Annotated in this window: 15 protein-coding genes and 1 pseudogene; 12 read left to right on the top strand and 4 right to left on the bottom strand. The window is 58.1% G+C overall.

Annotated features, from left to right (window positions below; translation table 11 throughout):
- Positions 1–37: 37 nt before the first annotated feature.
- A complete protein-coding gene (locus C8273_RS03585) occupies positions 38–5,860 on the top strand; it encodes an autotransporter outer membrane beta-barrel domain-containing protein (protein WP_106626440.1) in 5,823 nt (1,940 codons plus the stop codon).
- Positions 5,861–5,900: 40 nt separating this feature from the next.
- A complete protein-coding gene (locus C8273_RS13020; protein ID WP_106626441.1) occupies positions 5,901–6,053 on the top strand; it encodes a secretion protein HlyD in 153 nt (50 codons plus the stop codon).
- Positions 6,054–6,152: 99 nt separating this feature from the next.
- Here the strand turns inward: C8273_RS13020 and C8273_RS03600 are convergent, their stop codons facing one another.
- Positions 6,153–6,551, bottom strand: coding sequence for a thioesterase family protein (locus tag C8273_RS03600; protein WP_106626442.1), 399 nt, complete (start codon positions 6,549–6,551; stop codon positions 6,153–6,155).
- A 219-nt stretch (positions 6,552–6,770) separates the two neighbouring features.
- On the opposite strand from C8273_RS03600, the gene C8273_RS03605 reads away from it, so the two are divergent.
- The 3 genes from C8273_RS03605 (at position 6,771) to C8273_RS03615 (ending at position 8,808) form a co-directional block, all read left to right on the top strand.
- Positions 6,771–7,085 carry a hypothetical protein gene (locus C8273_RS03605; RefSeq protein ID WP_106626443.1) on the top strand — a complete coding sequence of 105 codons (315 nt, stop codon included), beginning with the start codon at positions 6,771–6,773 and terminating at the stop codon, positions 7,083–7,085.
- A gap of 39 nt (positions 7,086–7,124) precedes the next feature.
- A complete protein-coding gene (locus C8273_RS03610) occupies positions 7,125–8,105 on the top strand; it encodes a diaminopimelate dehydrogenase (RefSeq protein ID WP_106626444.1) in 981 nt (326 codons plus the stop codon).
- A 76-nt stretch (positions 8,106–8,181) separates the two neighbouring features.
- Positions 8,182–8,808, top strand: coding sequence for a class I SAM-dependent methyltransferase (locus C8273_RS03615; protein WP_106626445.1), 627 nt, complete (start codon positions 8,182–8,184; stop codon positions 8,806–8,808).
- Positions 8,809–8,883: 75 nt separating this feature from the next.
- Here the strand turns inward: C8273_RS03615 and C8273_RS03620 are convergent, their stop codons facing one another.
- Positions 8,884–9,198: a helix-turn-helix domain-containing protein gene (locus tag C8273_RS03620; RefSeq protein WP_106626446.1), complete on the bottom strand. Its 315-nt coding sequence runs from the start codon at positions 9,196–9,198 to the stop codon at positions 8,884–8,886.
- On the bottom strand, positions 9,195–9,560 hold the full coding sequence (locus C8273_RS03625; RefSeq protein ID WP_066846441.1) for a type II toxin-antitoxin system RelE/ParE family toxin: 366 nt from the start codon (positions 9,558–9,560) through the stop codon (positions 9,195–9,197). The genes C8273_RS03620 and C8273_RS03625 overlap by 4 nt, the downstream gene beginning before the upstream one ends.
- A gap of 71 nt (positions 9,561–9,631) precedes the next feature.
- Here C8273_RS03625 and C8273_RS03630 point away from each other — a divergent pair, with 71 nt between their 5' ends.
- The 3 genes from C8273_RS03630 to ilvC all read left to right on the top strand — a co-directional run bounded on the left by C8273_RS03630 (position 9,632) and on the right by ilvC (position 12,226).
- Complete coding sequence (locus C8273_RS03630) at positions 9,632–10,588, top strand: hypothetical protein (protein WP_106626447.1); 957 nt, start codon at positions 9,632–9,634, stop codon at positions 10,586–10,588.
- Between the two features lie 113 nt (positions 10,589–10,701).
- On the top strand, positions 10,702–11,232 hold the full coding sequence (gene ilvN, locus C8273_RS03635; RefSeq protein WP_006307658.1) for an acetolactate synthase small subunit: 531 nt from the start codon (positions 10,702–10,704) through the stop codon (positions 11,230–11,232).
- A complete protein-coding gene (ilvC, locus tag C8273_RS03640) occupies positions 11,213–12,226 on the top strand; it encodes a ketol-acid reductoisomerase (protein WP_106626448.1) in 1,014 nt (337 codons plus the stop codon). Before ilvN ends, ilvC begins: the two co-directional genes overlap by 20 nt.
- Here ilvC and C8273_RS13475 read toward each other — a convergent pair.
- Positions 12,226–12,373 (bottom strand): annotated as a pseudogene (locus tag C8273_RS13475) (secretion protein HlyD); the annotation flags it as partial. The gene ilvC and the pseudogene C8273_RS13475 overlap by 1 nt on opposite strands.
- Before the next feature lie 141 nt (positions 12,374–12,514).
- Here C8273_RS13475 and leuC point away from each other — a divergent pair.
- The 4 genes from leuC to C8273_RS03665 all read left to right on the top strand — a co-directional run bounded on the left by leuC (position 12,515) and on the right by C8273_RS03665 (position 16,402).
- Positions 12,515–13,777, top strand: a complete 1,263-nt coding sequence (leuC, locus tag C8273_RS03650) for a 3-isopropylmalate dehydratase large subunit (RefSeq protein ID WP_106626449.1) — start codon at positions 12,515–12,517, stop codon at positions 13,775–13,777.
- Complete coding sequence (locus tag C8273_RS03655; protein ID WP_106626450.1) at positions 13,777–14,280, top strand: 3-isopropylmalate dehydratase small subunit; 504 nt, start codon at positions 13,777–13,779, stop codon at positions 14,278–14,280. The genes leuC and C8273_RS03655 overlap by 1 nt, the downstream gene beginning before the upstream one ends.
- On the top strand, positions 14,270–15,343 hold the full coding sequence (gene leuB, locus C8273_RS03660) for a 3-isopropylmalate dehydrogenase (RefSeq protein ID WP_106626451.1): 1,074 nt from the start codon (positions 14,270–14,272) through the stop codon (positions 15,341–15,343). The genes C8273_RS03655 and leuB overlap by 11 nt, the downstream gene beginning before the upstream one ends.
- A 264-nt stretch (positions 15,344–15,607) precedes the next feature.
- Positions 15,608–16,402, top strand: coding sequence for a DUF6414 family protein (locus tag C8273_RS03665; protein WP_106626452.1), 795 nt, complete (start codon positions 15,608–15,610; stop codon positions 16,400–16,402).
- The last annotated feature ends 1 nt before the right edge of the window (position 16,403 follow it).

Here is a 16,403-nt window from a genome sequence, read left to right on the forward strand (position 1 = left end):
GGTTCGTGTTGGAAGGCCTTGTGAAGGAGTGGAAGATATGCTCAAAGGAATGAAGGCAAAACGGCAGCTCGCCGCATTCGTCGCACTCGCCGTCGGTGGTGCGTTCGCAGGGATGCCTGCGGCGCAGGCGGCGCAGAATACGACAGTCGGGACGAATGACGCACGGTTGGCTCCCGCAACAGGAACCTCAACGGGCAGTGCATATTCGGGCATAAGTGGCACGGCATTGCTGAATGGCTCGGTAACGGACAATACACTTACCATCGGCACGGCGGGCACAACCAATCTCCCCATCGTTATCGGTGATGTCGTGGCGGGCGGCACAACGTCAACTACGAGTGCAGTGACGGGCAATACCCTCGTCATGAACAACATTGACCTCACAGGCAACGCCTACGGCGGCATCGGGCGCAACAATGTGCATACCGCAGGTGCGGCGCAGACGAATCCGAATACGCTGACGATGACCGGCGGCTCGGTCACGGGCAGCCTTATCGGCGCGCGCTCCATTGCGGGCGGCGCATCGAGCGGTGAGGTGACGCTCACGGGCGGCGCGGTCGGTGCGGGGACGAATGCCTTTGCCATCGCGGGCGGTATGGGACATACCGATGCCATCAACAACAAGGTCACGCTCACGGGCGGCACGGTCACGGGCGCAGTCTATGGCGGCTACGCGGAGAACAGCGGCGCGAAGACCACGGGCAATACCGTCACCCTCGGCGATGCGAGCGGGAACTACAGCAACGGCACGCTGAGCGGTGCGTCCATCTACGGCGGCAACGACAGCGATTATACGAATAATCGCCTCGTTGTGCAGGCGAAGGGGATCACGGCAGACTCTGCGCAGAACTTTGCGACCTACGAGTTCCATCTGAATACGGGCATTGCGGCGGGCAACACCATGCTCACGCTGACCAATGGCAGCAATGCGCTTGGACGCACGGTGAACATCGGCGATATCAAGGTTGACGCGACGGGGTGGAGCGGTGCAGCGCGCACGGCGTACTATGGCGATGTCGGTACAGTCACGCTGATGGTGGACGGCAATACCACAAACAATGCTTCAAATCTGAGCATTGCGGGGGCATCGCGCACAGGCTGGGACGGCGACTACGAATACCAGATTACGGTGAACCCACAGACAAGTGGTCTGACAACGCGCAACTATGTCCACGCTGCTCTCCACCGCTATATGAATGCAAACGCGACCTATAACAGCACGGCAACAACGAGCAATACCATCTACGGCGGCTACTCCATTTGGGAGAACAAGGTCGTACAGGACAACAACCTGACCATCACGAACGCGGCGGGCACGATGATCGCGTACGGCGGCTATACCTCCACGGGCGCGGATGCCGTGCGGAACAAGCTCACGATGACGGGCGGCACGGCGGCGAACCTTTACGGTGCGTATGCGACGGGAACGGGCAAGGTTGAGGATAACCATGTCAGCGTTTCGCGTGCATCAGGGAACACGGCGGCGACCGCCGTCACGGGAGAGATCATTGGTGCGCGCTCGGCGGGAACGGGCGTCGTTCAGAAAAACACCGTCACCGTGGACAACGCGACCGTCGGCGGCAGCGTTACGGGTGCATCGGGCACGACGACGGTCAGCGAGAACAGCGTCACCATCCAAGGTGATGCCGTCACGAACACCGTTCACTCCGTCATCGGCGGGAACGTGCTCGGCGCGTATATCGTGGGCGACAACACGGTTCAGCGCACGGCAGAGAAGAACAGTGTCACCATCACCGAGGGTGACGTACAGGGCATCGTCTACGGCGTTTTCGGTGAGCTGTTCGACGCGGGCAGCTCCTCCACTAAGACGCCTACGCCGATCGTGCAGAATAACACCGTTACCATCAGTGGTGGTGCGGTGAAGGATGTCCACGGCGTCCACATGGCGGGGCAGGGCGGCAATACGGGCATCGGCACGGCGACGAATAACACTGTTACTACCTCTGACACGGCAAAGGTCGGCGGTACGCTCTACGGCGCGACGGCGAACGGCAATGCGAGACTCGATGCGAACAAGGTCAATATCACAGGCGGCACGCTCTCCGGTGATGTCTACGGTGCATCAGGCGACGGCAAGGGGGCGGTGACGGGGAACATCGTTACCATCTCCGAGGGGAAAATCGCCGATAACGTCATCGGCGGACGCAATACCGACACGGCGGCAGATGCGGGTGCGGTCACGGGCAGCAAGGTCACCGTTACGGGCGGCGAGATTCGCGGTCATATCTATGGCGGCGTGACTCATGCCGACCTTCCCTCCTCCAGCTCCACGACGGCGACCGCCTCGGGCGGCAATACCGTCACCATCACGGGCGGTACAATCGGCGGCAATCGTCCCGACGGTACGGTGCGCGGCAATATCTACGGCGGCTACGCCTATGGAACAAACAAGACCGTTGAGGAGGGCAACATGGTCAACCTCGGCGCAGACGACGGCAGCTACACGGCAGATCTCACGAAGGCGACCATCTACGGCGGCGCGTCCTCGGCGACAGGAAACACGCTGAACGTCAAGGCGAACAAGCCCGTCGAGGTGCGCGGCGTCCATAACTTCGAGAACTATAAGTTCTGGATTACGAAGGACACGCAGGTGGGCGATACGATGCTGAAGCTTACCGATCACAATGGCTTTGATAACCTCTATTCGGGCACGCGCCGTGTCAATTTTTCCAACGTCGATGTCGACCTGACGAATATGTCCGCAAAGCAGATAGCGGGCGAGATCACCCTCATCGACGGATCGCACGCAAACGCGCTCGAGTTTGACAACTACAATCCGCGCGGTACATCCGCACCAACCGCCTCGAACGGTGACTATGAGTATGCCCTGCGTACGGATACGGACACCTATCAGGGTCAGAAGGTGCTCATGGAGTACAACCGCTATCAGAACGGTGTCATGGCATACGATGCGACGAGCACATCGACGGATTGGTTCGCGGGTCTCTCGCGCGGCGGACATACGACGGAGAACAACCATCTCACCATCAACGCTCCGCTCAGCCGTAGCATCACGGCATACGGAGCAAAGACGATGGGCGCGTCGGGCGGCTCCGGCGGTACGAAGGGAAATATCCTCGATATTCAGTCCACGGGCACGAACGATGCCTATGAGGTCACGCGTGCGTACGGCGGCTACATCGACCGCAGTACGAACGCGGGCACCGTGGCGAACAACGTCCTGCGCATGGCGGGCGGCAGAGTGGGCACGCTCTACGGCGGCTACTCAGCGGGGACGGGCAGTGTTACAAAGAACACCGTGCAGGTCACGGGCGGCACAGTTACGGGCGATATCTATGCGGGCTATGCTGCGACTGCAGGAAATGCGACGAGCAATACGCTGATCCTCGGCAAGGACGACGGCACGTACAGCGCGACCATCGCGGGCGAGATTTACGGCAGCAATGCCGCCACGGGTACGGGCAACACCCTCGTCGTACAGGCGGGCAACGTTTCTGTGCAGAAGGTACACAACTTCGACACGTTTAACTTCATCCTCCACAACAACAGTCTCATGGACGGCACGATGCTCAAGATCGAGCAGACAGGCGGTCTTGGCGGTATAGTCAACTTCGGCAATATCAAGGCAGATGTGTCGAAATTCGCCATTGATAAATCGTGGATGGGCTCGCGCTCGGTGAAGCTCATCGAGAGTACGGGCGCGATGAATTTCTCGAACTACGCCGCGACGCCGGTGACGCTCAGCAATCCGAACGACCCCTACGAAGCTCTCATCCAAACGAATACCAAGATAGGGCAGGGGGCGAACGTCCTCTTGACGTTCAACCGGCTGTACAGTGGTCATCAGCTCTACGGCGCGACGAACGCCACGCTCACGGCGGAGGAGGTGTTCCGCCAGAGCGCAGATGCCGACCAAGAGCTCTATACGGGAATCTCGGAGCTGGGCAACGACGTGCATGACAACACGCTCCGCATCACGGGACTCGGCGCAAACGGTCTCTCGCACTTTGCAGCGGCAGGCTATACGACGGGCGCAGCGGGTGACTTGACGAACAACGCACTCACACTGAGCAGTGCAAACGCACTCACCATCCGCAATATCTATGGCGGCTACGCCGCGAATACGGCGTCGGCGGCAAAGGTCACGGGGAACTCCGTCACGCTCACGCATGGCGCACTTTCGGCGGATAACGTCTACGGCGGCTATACGGCGGGCTCGGACAAGGCGGAGTCGAACAAGGTGCTCGTGACGGGCGGCTCGGTATCGCTCACACCCGTTGTGAGCAGCGCCATCTCGGGCGCGATCTATGGCGGTGCTTCGGTGAGTGGTGATGCGGAAAAGAACGAGATCGACCTCCACGCAGTCAGCGTCACGGGCGATGTCGTCGGCGGGCAGGGCACTGATGCAAAGGACAACATCGTCACACTGCGCGGAACGCAGATCTCGGGCACAGTCTACGGTGGCAGACTAGCGGATGGCAGGACCTCGGCGGTGGTCGGCAACGGCAACACGCTGAACATCTATGATATGGGCACGAAGGTCGGCTACTTCGAGCCGGTCGAAAAGCTCAATTTCTATCTCTCAGAGAAAGCCGATCCCACGCGCTCCATGTTGACCACGACACAGGCGAAGAACAAGGATCTGCGCGGCACGACCATTACGGTGGAACTGAGCGGCGACCATACGCCCATCCATAACGGCGATGTCGTGAAGCTCGTCACGCTGCCGAATGGGAACAATCTCGATATCGACAGCGCGTACGCAAACCAGACATATAAGACGACGCAGGGAGTCACGCTGAACTATAACTACGGACTCGAGACGCGCAACACAGCGAGCAGCTCTACGGTCAACCGTAACGAGCTGATCGCACGCGTTAAGAGTGTGTCGGTTTCGCCTCAGGCGAAATCCCTCGTCGAGACGCAGTCGGCAGCCCTCGCCTTCCTCACAAGCGGCTCCGACCTCATCGTCAATGTCGGCATCCCTGCGGCAGAGGCAGCGGCAGCGCAGATTGCTGACATCGTGGATGCGCCGTTTGCGAACAGCAAGAACACCGACGCATCGAAGGCACCGCTTTCCATGCTCGGCAGCTATCAGCTCTTTGCCGCACAGAACTACGGCAGCGCACGGCTCAAGACGGGCTCGTACGTCGATGCGAAGGGCTGGAACCTCAACGTCGGCTTTGCGCGGCGCAACGAGCTGTCGGACAGCTCGCTGACATTTGGACCCTTCGTCGAGTACGGGAGCGGCTCGTATGACTCCTATTTGGATGATGGCACGCATGGCGACGGCAAGACAAGCTACCTCGGCTTCGGCATCATGGCGAAGTCGGAGAATACGAATGGCACCTACATTGAGGGAAGCCTCCGCGTCGGTAAGGCAAAGAGTGACTACAGCGGCACCGTCGAATCGCGCGGCACGGGCTATGATACCTCAAGCAATTACTTTGCGGGGCACCTTGGCATCGGCCAGAAGAGAGAGTTCCTGAGCGGCAATCAGTTTGAGACCTATGCAAAATACTTCTATGCGCATCAGGCGGGTACGAACGCGAAGCTCTCGAGCGGCGAGACCTACGACTTCGGTGCATCCAGCTCAAGCCGCATCCGTCTCGGCACGCGCTACACCATGAAGAATGGCCTCGACAGCGAGTTCTACGCAGGGCTTGCGTGGGAGTACGAATTCGACGGCAAGAGCACGGCGAGCTATCAGGGCTTCGACCTGCCGGGGACAAGCCTCAAGGGCGGCACGACCCTCCTCGAACTCGGCTATCGCTTCGCCCCCGTGGACAGCACCGTCAGCTACGGGCTGAATCTCATGGGATACACGGGCAAGCGCAAGGGTGTTACGGGCGGATTCAACATTGCTTGGGCATTCTAAAGGAATCGCTGATAAAATGAAGTCCGTCAGATTGGCGTAGATTTTTTGTCCGAACAAGGAGGCAAACCGGACGCATAGCAAGAGCTATGTGGAGGATTTGCCGACACAGTGCGGGCGAAAAAGATGCGTCAAGATGGCGGCGCTGAATTTATCAGTGCTTCCTAAACAGCAACCCCTAGCCTTCCCCGTTTGACGGGGAAGGGGGACCGCGTAAGCGGTGGAAGGGGCACAATAAAACGGACGGCGGTACGAAGTTTACACTTCGTACCGCCGTCCGTTTTATTGCGTTATATCAGCGCTTCCCCTCCGCTTTTGACATAAACTTGTCCACGGCAACAGCAAAGCGTGTGTGTGTGCCCGTGCCGATCTCCTCGCGCTCGTCGTACGCTGTCACCTTGAGTGAGATTGCACGCCCGTCCACTGCTGTCACCTCGGCGATGGCACGGACAGTGAGTCCCGTCGGCGTTGCCGCACGATGCTTGATATGCAGCTCCGTCCCGACCGTTGTCCAGCCCTTGGGACACTCCTGTTGACAGAGTTCTGCCGCCGCACGCTCCATCAGCGCCGCCATCGCAGGTGTTGCGTACACCGCGAGCGAGCCACTGCCAACCGTCACCGCCGTATTTGCGTCCGTTACCGTGTCCACTGCTTCATGGGTCATGCCGACGGCAATATTGCTGGTAAAATCCATTTGTCTGCTCCTTTGCTTATCATACATACTGAGCATTTGAAAACCTACGCATATTATAAGCACAATATAAAGCCCTGTCCAGTACGTGAACGGTCTCCAAACTGCGAATATGCCTGTCTCCTGTATACAGAATTATTTTCATTGGGCAGTTGCGTGTATGGGAGAATCGTTCTATAATAAGGACGCCCACAGGGGCAGTACATAAAAGAGGTGATACGAGTGAGTGATACGTACAGTGTCGCCATCAGCTATGGCGACGTTCTCGGCTGGATTGATTATAATGCGGCTTCGCACTCCGCGACGGTGAATCTTGCGGATGAGAAGGGGCGTACGGCGGTGGAGGATTTTCTTGCCGCTGACCATGAGGTTGAGGTGCCGCATAAGACGCTGATGGATTTTACGAAGGAGACCGTCACTCCGCTCGCGGATCGGGAGAGCTTTGAACTGGCTCTCACGCGCTTGTGGAATGAGACAAATGTCCAGGTGGACTGGTCGCGTCCCGTTGACTATGTGAAGTCGCACCCGCATTACTGAGTTTGACGCCGTCCGGGGGGGATGGTGGGAGGAGTTTTTATGATTCGTATTGGTATTCTTGGCTATGGTAATCTTGGCCGCGGCGTAGAGTATGCCGTGGAGGCAAATGAGGATATGGAGCTTGTTGCGGTATTCACGCGCCGCGATCCCGCATCGGTGAAGCCGCGCACGAATGTGCCGGTCGTCCACGCGGACAAGGCGGCGGAGTGGAAGGACAAGGTGGATGTGCTCATCCTCTGCGGCGGCTCGGCGACCGATCTGCCCGAGCAGACGCCCGCATTTGCAAAACTGTTCAACGTGGTCGACAGCTTCGATACGCACGCAAAGATCCCTGCGCATTTCGCGGCGGTGGATGCGGCGGCAAAGGCGGCGGGGCACGTCGGTGTGATCTCGGTCGGCTGGGATCCGGGGCTGTTCTCGCTTGCACGCGTCTACAGCAATGCAGTGCTCACGAACGGTACGGACTATACGTTCTGGGGGCGCGGTGTCAGTCAGGGGCACTCGGATGCGATTCGCCGCGTGCCGGGCGTCAAGGATGCCAAGCAGTATACTGTACCCGTTCCCGCCGCGCTTGAGGCGGTGCGCAGCGGCGCGAATCCGCAGCTTAGTACGCGCGAGAAGCATACGCGTGAGTGCTATGTCGTGCTCGAGGAGGGGGCGGATGCGGCTGCGGTGGAGAAGGCAATCGTGACGATGCCGAACTACTTTTCGGACTACGATACGACGGTGCACTTCATCAGCGAGGAGGAGCTGCAGCGCGATCATGCGGGACTGCCCCATGCGGGCTTTGTCATCCGCTCCGGCGCGACGGGCAAGGACGGCGCGCACAAGCACGTCATCGAGTTCAATCTGAAGCTCGACTCGAATCCCGAGTTCACGGCGTGCGTCCTTGCGGCGTATGCACGTGCGGCGTATCGTCTCGCGTCCGAGGGCGTAAAGGGCTGCAAGACCGTGCTCGACATCGCGCCTGCCGATCTCTCGGCACGGAGCGGTGAGGAGCTTCGCGCGGCTTTGTTGTAAAATCCAGTGTCTCGTGCAGCTTTGCACGGGGCACTTTTGTATTGGTGCTGTGGCATTCGCAGAAAGGAGGAGCAGCATGGGTCTGCTTCGTAAATTTTTCAGCAATATGGGAAACCCTCAAGGGAAGATGGGGAAATTTGTCATCGCCATGATGAATCGTGGTCATGCGGGGATCGCGCAGTGGGGCTTTTCGCATCTCGACCTGCAGGGGAATGAGCAGGTGCTTGACTGCGGCTGCGGCGGCGGGGCGAACATCGCCGTGTTCTTGCGGATGGTGGACGAGGGGCATGTGACGGGGCTGGACTACTCGCCCGTCTCCGTGGAAAAGGCGCGTGAGGTGAATCGTGCAGCGATCACGGCGGGACGCTGTGAGATCGTGCAGGGGAATGTGCTTGAGCTGCCGTTTGATGACGGTCAGTTCGATGTTGTGACGGCGTTCGAGACGGTGTATTTCTGGCCGGAGATTGCACGTTGTTTTGCTGAAATCCACCGCGTTCTGAAAGCGGGCGGCGTGTTCATGATTACGAATGAGACGAGCGGCAAGACGGGCGCACATGAGAAGTGGATGAAGATCGTCGACGGGATGTCCGTCTATACGGGCGAGGAGCTTGAGACACTGCTCACGGGCGCAGGCTTCGCACGGGTGGAGATGGACGAGGATTTGAAGGCAGATCGCTTGAACGTTCGGGCGTATAAGGCGTAGTGGCCTTTTTGCTATGATAAAAGCGTCCCATAGATGGAGGGACGCTTTTATACTTTCATCTGAGCCGTTTTTTTGCTATGATAGATTCGGTTCGGGCTTCATCGGCGTGATGGAGAGTGTGTAGCCCAGCGGCGTGAGGACTTTGAACAGGGTATCCAGTTGGGGGCTGCCCTTCATGCGCTCAAGACGTGCAATCTGCGGTTGCTTTATGCCGCTGAGCTCTGCAAGACCGCGCTGTGAAAGACCTTTTTCTTCGCGTGTTTCGATCAATTTTCCAATCAGCTCGGCTTCGAATTCGATGCGGTTTCGTTCAGCAGCACTTACTTTGCGTTCGTCATTCATATAGTCGGAAAAGGTACGGTATGTTTCGCCATTGATTTCTACGCTCATGATTTTTCGCTCCGTTCTAAAAAGTCCTTGAGTTTTAACTTTGCCTGTTGGATTTCCTTTGCAGGTGTTTTCTGGGATTTCTTTATGAAGTGGTGCAGGAGGACAAATCGATTGTCTTTCCAATAAAAGAAAAAGATGCGGTTACTTAGAGGCCGAAGCTCCCAAAGATCCCCTCCAATGTGTTTGACGAATGGCATTCCGAGTCTTGTTCCGTAGAGGGATAGTGCTTTCATATAGGCGAGGATTTTTTCGCGATTGATGCGACTGGTCTTGCTTGTTTGTGCTTCTTTGGCAAGTGCATCGAGATGTGCTTCGATCTCTGATTGTCCGTTTCGGGCGTGATAGAAGATCAGTTCATACATGAAAATCCCTCCACATGAATGATAACAAATTCGTTATTAAAAGTCAATCGATATGAGAAAGGAGTGCTGCTATGGCGATTACACCGCCGACACCGCCCACGCCTCCCACGCCGCCGAAGATCACGCTCGGGGATGCGGCGCGGGACGCACAGGCGAATCAGACGCATACGACGGGCGATGCGCAGGCGGAGCAGCAGGCGCGTGACTCCGTGGCGCAGGGAAACGGCGCACTCTCCAAGACGACGCACGAAACGCCGAAGGAGAAAAGCGCCGCAGAGCATCCGAACGCCGCCGCACGTACGGATGCAGCGAAGGGGAACCCCGTGAGCACGTCTGCGTCGAAGGTGGATCGTGGAACGAAGGTCGAGGGGCAGACGGGTGCAGATGTTGGAACCGGTCTTGACATGGCACAGGAGAACGCGGCACTCAAGCAGCAGCTTGCCAATACCGGGCAGAAGACGCCCGATGCGCCGCAGTCCTACACGGCGACCGGTGGGCTGTATTGGGCAGGGCTGATTGGTCTTGCGCTTGTGCTTGGGGTTGTATTCTTTCGGCGTTTTATGAAGAAAAAGCCGGAGACTGACACATCGGAGGAGCCCTCGCTCGGGGAGCGCATTCTTACCCAAGAGATGAATGCGGGGGCACAAGACGCTCCGCCCCCTGTGCAGGAGGCTGGTGCACATGACGATCTTCTTGCGGCGGCAGAGCGCACACGGCGCGCGCGTGACACGCGCAGTGAGATTCTGCCCGAATACACGGGACTGACGGCAGGCGAGGCACTCGCACGTCTGATGGAGGAGGAAACGGCTGTGACGCATACGCTGCCTCCCGTGGAGGCACCGCCGCCCCCCATACGAACACGCTCCGCTGCGCCGAAGCCCACTGCTGCGCAGCCGCGCACGGCGGCGACGCAGGTACCGCCTGCCGTACCGGCACAGATCACGCCCTCAGCGCAGAAAACTTCTGTGAAAAAAACGGAGAAGCAGGACGAAACAGAGGAGAAGCCGCGCTTCGAGGTGCGTGTCTGACGCGTATACATGCACGCATCATCTAAAACATATTGACAAATGCTCATGTGTGGAGGATAATGAAGAAGTTTTCATGAAAACGCTTGCAGCGCGGCGGGGAGGAGATTGCTTCTATGAAACATGTGCTGTCCGTCTTTGTGGAGAATCAGACAGGGGTCTTGGTGCGCGTTGTGAGTATGTTTTCACGGCGTGAGTTCAACATCGACAGCCTGTCTGTCGGCGTGACGGAGTCGCCGGATTTCTCGCGCATCACGGTTGTGATGCAGGGGGATGGAAATCTCGTCGAGCAGATGATCAAGCAGCTGGAAAAGATGCCCGTAGTACGGGCGGTTCAGCGGCTGGACGAAAAGAACGCGGCGTGCCGCGGCATGACGCTCATCAAGGTGCGGGCGGACGACGACAATCGCCTCGACGTGCTGAAGATGGGTGAACTGTTCCGCGCACACGTCGTCGATGTGGAGTCCGCCTCGATCATCTTTGAGATTACGGGCAGTGATGACAAAGTGACGGCGTTCCTGAAGGTAATCAAACCGTACGGCATCGTCGAGGTCATCCGCACGGGGCTCATTGCGCTTGAGCGAGGGGAACACACAATTTATGAGCATTGTGAGGAGCGGGAGTACTATGGCAAAAACTTACTATGATCAGGATGTCAACTGGAGTGCGATCGAGGGCAAGACGGTTGCCATTATCGGCTACGGCAGTCAGGGGCATGCACACGCGCTGAACCTCAAGGAGAGCGGCGTGAATGTCGTCGTCGGTCTCTATGCCGGCTCGAAGTCCAAGGCAAAGGCAGAGGCACATGGGCTGAAGGTCGCGACGGTCGCTGATGCGGTCAAGCAGGCGGATATCACGATGGTGCTTATTCCCGACGAGAAGCAGGCGGACGTGTACAAAGAGGAAATCGGTCCGAACCTGAAGAAGGGCAGTGCACTCGCCTTCGCACATGGCTTCAACATTCACTTCAAGCAGATTGTCCCGCCCGAGGGCGTCGATGTGTTCATGGTTGCACCGAAGGGACCGGGACACCTCGTCCGCCGCACGTTTACAGAGGGCTCGGGCGTTCCTGCCGTGTTTGCCGTCGAGAAGGACGAGACGGGCAAGTGCTTTGAGATCGCGCTCGCCTATGCACGCGGTGTCGGTTCTACGCGCTCCGGCGTGCTCCAGACGACGTTTCGTGACGAGACGGAGGAGGATCTCTTCGGTGAGCAGTGCGTGCTCATGGGCGGTGTCTGCCAGCTGATGCAGACGGGCTTCGAGGTGCTCGTCGAGGCGGGCTATCCGCCCGAGATGGCTTACTTCGAGTGCTTCCATGAGATGAAGCTCATCGTCGATCTCTGCTACGAGGGCGGCATGACGAAGATGCGCCAGTCCTGCTCCGACACGGCAGAGTATGGTGACTATATGATCGGACCGCGTATCATCACCGAGGAGACGAAGAAGGAGATGAAGAAGGTTCTCAAGGAGATCCAGGACGGCACCTTCGCCCGCAACTGGCTGCTTGAGAACCGCGCCGCTGGCCGTGCGAACTTCCTCGCACAGCGCCGCCTCCACAAGGAGCATCAGATCGAGCAGGTTGGCGCACAGCTGCGCAATATGATGCCGTGGCTGCGCGACAAGAAAGAGCTCGAATTTTGAGGAAGCACTGATAAATTCAGCCACGCCATCTTGACGCATCTTTTTTGCCCGCACTGTGTCGGCAAATCCTCCACATAGCCCTTGCTATGCGTCCGGTTTGCCTCCTTGTTCGGACGAAAAAATCTACGCCAATCTGACGGACTTCATTTTATCAGCGATTCCTTGATCTGAGCGCACGGGTCATTTCATACGACAAGAAGAAGTCTTTCCACGCGGAGAGACTTCTTTTTTCAAAGGCTTCGGAGATGGGGACGTCTGCCATTTCGGAGAGTTTTAGGAGGGCACTGAATGGGCATGAATATGAGCGAGAAGATTCTCGCACGCCATGCGGGTCTGGATCACGTCGAGCCGGGGCAGCTCGTCACCTGCAGGCTCGACATGGTACTTGCAAACGATGTGACGGGACCGCCGTCCATCAAGGAGTTTGAAAAGACGGGACGCCCCGTCTTTGACCGCACGAGGATCGCGCTGATCCCCGATCATTTCCAGCCGGCGAAGGACATCAAGTCCTCGGAGCTGGCGAAGATCATGCGCGACTTTGCGCGCAAACATGACATCCTGCACTACTACGAGCAGGGGCGCGTCGGCATAGAGCACGTTATTCTCCCCGAAAAGGGCATCGTCGGCCCCGGTATGCTGACCATCGGCGCGGACTCGCACACCTGCACCTACGGCGCGGTGAACGGCTTCTCCACGGGCGTCGGCACGACCGATCTTGCGGTTGGCATGGCGACGGGCGAGGCGTGGTTCAAGGTGCCCGAGGCGATCAATGTGCATCTGACGGGCAAGAAGCCCGCCGATATCAGCGGCAAGGATGTGATCCTCACGCTCATCGGCATGATCGGCGTGGATGGCGCGCTCTATCAGAGCCTTGAGTTCACAGGCGAGGGCGTGGCAGATCTCTCGATGACCGACCGTCTGACGATTGCCAACATGGCGATTGAGGCGGGCGCGAAGAACGGCATTTTCCCGTACGATGACGTGTGCAAAGAATATGTCGAGGGTCGTATGACAGGGGCGTTTGAGCCGGTGCACGCCGACCCCGACGCGAGCTATGCGCGTACGGTGGAGATCAACCTCAGTGAGCTGCGTCCCGTCGTCTCGTTCCCACATCTGCCGGAGAACACGAAGCGCGTGATGGACATCGAGAACCCGATTGAGATCGACCAGGTCGTGATCGGCTCGTGTACGAACGGGCGGCTTGAGGATATGGAGATCGCGGCGCAGATCCTCAAGGGGCATACGGTGCATCCCCATGTCCGCTGCATTGTCATTCCCGGCTCGCCGTGGGTCTATCAGGAGGCAATGCGGCGCGGCTACCTTGCGATCTTTATGGAGGCGGGCGCGGCGGTCTCAACGCCGACCTGCGGACCGTGCCTCGGCGGCTATATGGGCATCCTTGCGGCGGGCGAACGGTGCGTTTCGACGACGAACCGCAATTTCCGCGGGCGCATGGGGCACGTTGACAGCGAGGTCTATCTCGCAGGACCGCACGTCGCGGCGGCGAGTGCAATACTGGGGCGGATTGCAGCCCCTGAGGAGGTGGCGTGATGTTCGAGGGCAAGGTCTGGCGGTACGGCGACAATATTGATACGGACGTAATCATCCCCGCGCGCTATCTCAATACATTCGAGCCAAAGGCTCTTGCGGCGCACTGCATGGAGGACATCGACACGACGTTTGCAAAGGAAGTTACTGTGGGCGATATCATGGTCGGCGGGAAAAACTTCGGCTGCGGCTCCTCGCGTGAGCATGCCCCGATTGCGATTGCGGCATCGGGTGTGCCCGTCGTGATCGCGGCGAGCTTTGCGCGCATCTTCTACCGCAACGGCATCAACATCGGTCTGCCGCTCCTTGAGATCGGTGACGATGTGGAGAAGATCAGCGCGGGTGACCGTCTGCGCGTGGATACGGCGACGGGGGCGATTGAGAACCTCACAACGGGCGATACGTTCCACGCACATCCGCTGCCGGGCTTCGTGCAGGATATCGCGCGTGCGGGCGGACTCTTAAGCTACATCCGCGAGAATGGAGGGTTCCGACATGGCGTATAAGATCGCAGTTGTCCCCGGCGACGGCATCGGGCAGGAGATCACGACGGAAGCCGTGCGCGTCCTGCGTGCCGTCGATGCGAAATTCTCACTCGGGCTGACGTACGAGACGCGCGACGCGGGCGGCACGGCATACGATAAGTACGGTACGCCGCTGCCCGAGGACACGCTCGCAGTCTGCAAGGCTTCGGACGGCGTACTCTTCGGCGCGGTCGGCGGGACGAAGTGGGACAGCGTGGAGCCTGCCCTGCGCCCCGAGCGTGCGATTTTGGGACTGCGCAAAGGGCTTGGACTCTATGCGAATCTGCGCCCCGTGAAGGTCGCGGACGCACTGATCGAGCACTCGCCGCTGAAGTCGGAACTCGTGCGTGGTGTCGATCTCGTCATCGTGCGCGAGCTGATCGGCGGCATCTACTTCGGAGAGAAATGCGAGTCTGAGCAGGTGGACGGAAGAGAGCGTGCGTGGGATATGGAGAACTACTCCGTCCCCGAGGTGGAGCGCATCGCGCGTCTCGCGTTCGAAACGGCGCGTCTCAGACGCGGCAAGGTCACGTCCGTGGACAAGGCAAACGTGCTCGCGACCTCGCGCCTCTGGCGGCGCACGGTGACGGCGCTCGCACCGGAGTACAGTGACGTGGCACTCGACCATCTCTACGTGGACAACTGCGCGATGCAGCTTGCCGTGCGTCCGACGCAGTTCGATGTGATCGTGACGGGCAATCTCTTCGGCGACATTCTCTCCGATGAGGCGGCGGTGATCGGCGGCTCGATCGGGCTGATGCCGTCCGCCTCCATCGGCACGGGCACGAGCCTCTTTGAGCCGATCCACGGTAGTGCGCCCGACATCGCAGGCAAGGGGATCGCGAACCCCCTCGGCACGATCCTCTCAGCGGCGATGCTCCTGCGCTATGCCCTCCATGAGGAGGCGGCAGCGGATGCCGTTGAGGCGGCGGTGGATGCGGCACTCGCGGACGGCAAGCGCACGGCAGACATCTATATTGCTGATACGGGCTGCACGCAGGTCGGCACACGCGAGATGGCGGATGCGGTGCTTGGGCATTTGTAACAGATAAAAAGAACAGCTGCATGAATTTCGTTCATGTGGCTGCTCTTTTGTCGTGACTGGGACATCGAAAATACATTTGTGGTATACATCTATACATCGATTGCAGAATCATGTATAATTCTAACAAAGGGGGTATGATGTCATGAATGTACAAATGGAATCCAAGAACAATTTTCCCACAGTACATTTTGATTTTGCAGCGATTAGAAAGCAATATGACGAGCATACCGCAAAGTGCAGAAGAGTGTCAGAGGAGGTGGAGAAGTGGGGGAAAAAGACGAAGCCCAATCTCCAGTTTCTGAAACCCAAACAGTAGTGGACTTTCTCTACGTCGATAAAGAGCGCGCGGATTCGTTCATATCACAGATACGAAATGGAACGCTCAGAAGTGTGACGAAAACGAAAGGTGTTTCTGAGGCAACGTCCTATGATGCGCGTGCCGGTGCACCGGGATTTTTTGGAGGCACATATCGGCATGAACAGAAGGATCATGAAAACGCATCAGAGCAATACGATCCATATCATGCGCAGCTGCTTGATTTGCTGCATGACCTTAATATCCATGAAGCAGAGCAAATTTCGTCAGATCGCACGGGTCAACTGATATTGCTCAAAGCACCTCTGTCCATCCGAGATACAGCCACCATGCGAGCACTTTTAGGCGTTGCTGTTAAACATAAAAAACTGACGCCCGTTTCAAGCGATGGAGAGGCGTCTGATTTGTTTGATATGGTGAATGATATTCTCCTACAAATGCCGGACTCAATCTCCGTCTCAGTTCATTTCCGCGGTACAGTAATCACGGGAACATTGAAGGAGTCCGGACTGACGATCCGACAGGATGACCTCATGCGCACATACGGCGTGCATCTTCCGGGAGAGTGGTATATTCTGGGGGTCATAGATGCAGTTTGTCCGCAGAATGATTCGGCGCAAGAGGTAAATTCCATTGAAGACGCAATGGATCTTTGCTCATCTCTGACGAGCAGCTTGTTTCATTCATCTGTTTACAAAATAATTCCTGTCCTTATATTCAGACCAGTGAGCCTTTCAACGTAAA

This window comes from Candidatus Centipeda massiliensis (assembly GCF_900290285.1).
GTDB classification, from domain to species: Bacteria; Bacillota; Negativicutes; order Selenomonadales; family Selenomonadaceae; genus Centipeda; species Centipeda massiliensis.

What these genes read in the sequence shown, in the direction of transcription:
- C8273_RS03585 (WP_106626440.1), top strand. Translation starts at nt 38, where the DNA reads ATGCTCAAAGGAATGAAGGCAAAACGGCAGCTCGCCGCATTCGTCGCA.
- C8273_RS03600 (WP_106626442.1), bottom strand. Translation starts at nt 6,551, where the DNA reads ATGGATTTTACCAGCAATATTGCCGTCGGCATGACCCATGAAGCAGTG.
- C8273_RS03610 (WP_106626444.1), top strand. Translation starts at nt 7,125, where the DNA reads ATGATTCGTATTGGTATTCTTGGCTATGGTAATCTTGGCCGCGGCGTA.
- C8273_RS03615 (WP_106626445.1), top strand. Translation starts at nt 8,182, where the DNA reads ATGGGTCTGCTTCGTAAATTTTTCAGCAATATGGGAAACCCTCAAGGG.
- C8273_RS03620 (WP_106626446.1), bottom strand. Translation starts at nt 9,198, where the DNA reads ATGAGCGTAGAAATCAATGGCGAAACATACCGTACCTTTTCCGACTAT.
- C8273_RS03625 (WP_066846441.1), bottom strand. Translation starts at nt 9,560, where the DNA reads ATGTATGAACTGATCTTCTATCACGCCCGAAACGGACAATCAGAGATC.
- C8273_RS03630 (WP_106626447.1), top strand. Translation starts at nt 9,632, where the DNA reads ATGGCGATTACACCGCCGACACCGCCCACGCCTCCCACGCCGCCGAAG.
- ilvN (WP_006307658.1), top strand. Translation starts at nt 10,702, where the DNA reads ATGAAACATGTGCTGTCCGTCTTTGTGGAGAATCAGACAGGGGTCTTG.
- ilvC (WP_106626448.1), top strand. Translation starts at nt 11,213, where the DNA reads ATGGCAAAAACTTACTATGATCAGGATGTCAACTGGAGTGCGATCGAG.
- leuC (WP_106626449.1), top strand. Translation starts at nt 12,515, where the DNA reads ATGGGCATGAATATGAGCGAGAAGATTCTCGCACGCCATGCGGGTCTG.
- C8273_RS03655 (WP_106626450.1), top strand. Translation starts at nt 13,777, where the DNA reads ATGTTCGAGGGCAAGGTCTGGCGGTACGGCGACAATATTGATACGGAC.
- leuB (WP_106626451.1), top strand. Translation starts at nt 14,270, where the DNA reads ATGGCGTATAAGATCGCAGTTGTCCCCGGCGACGGCATCGGGCAGGAG.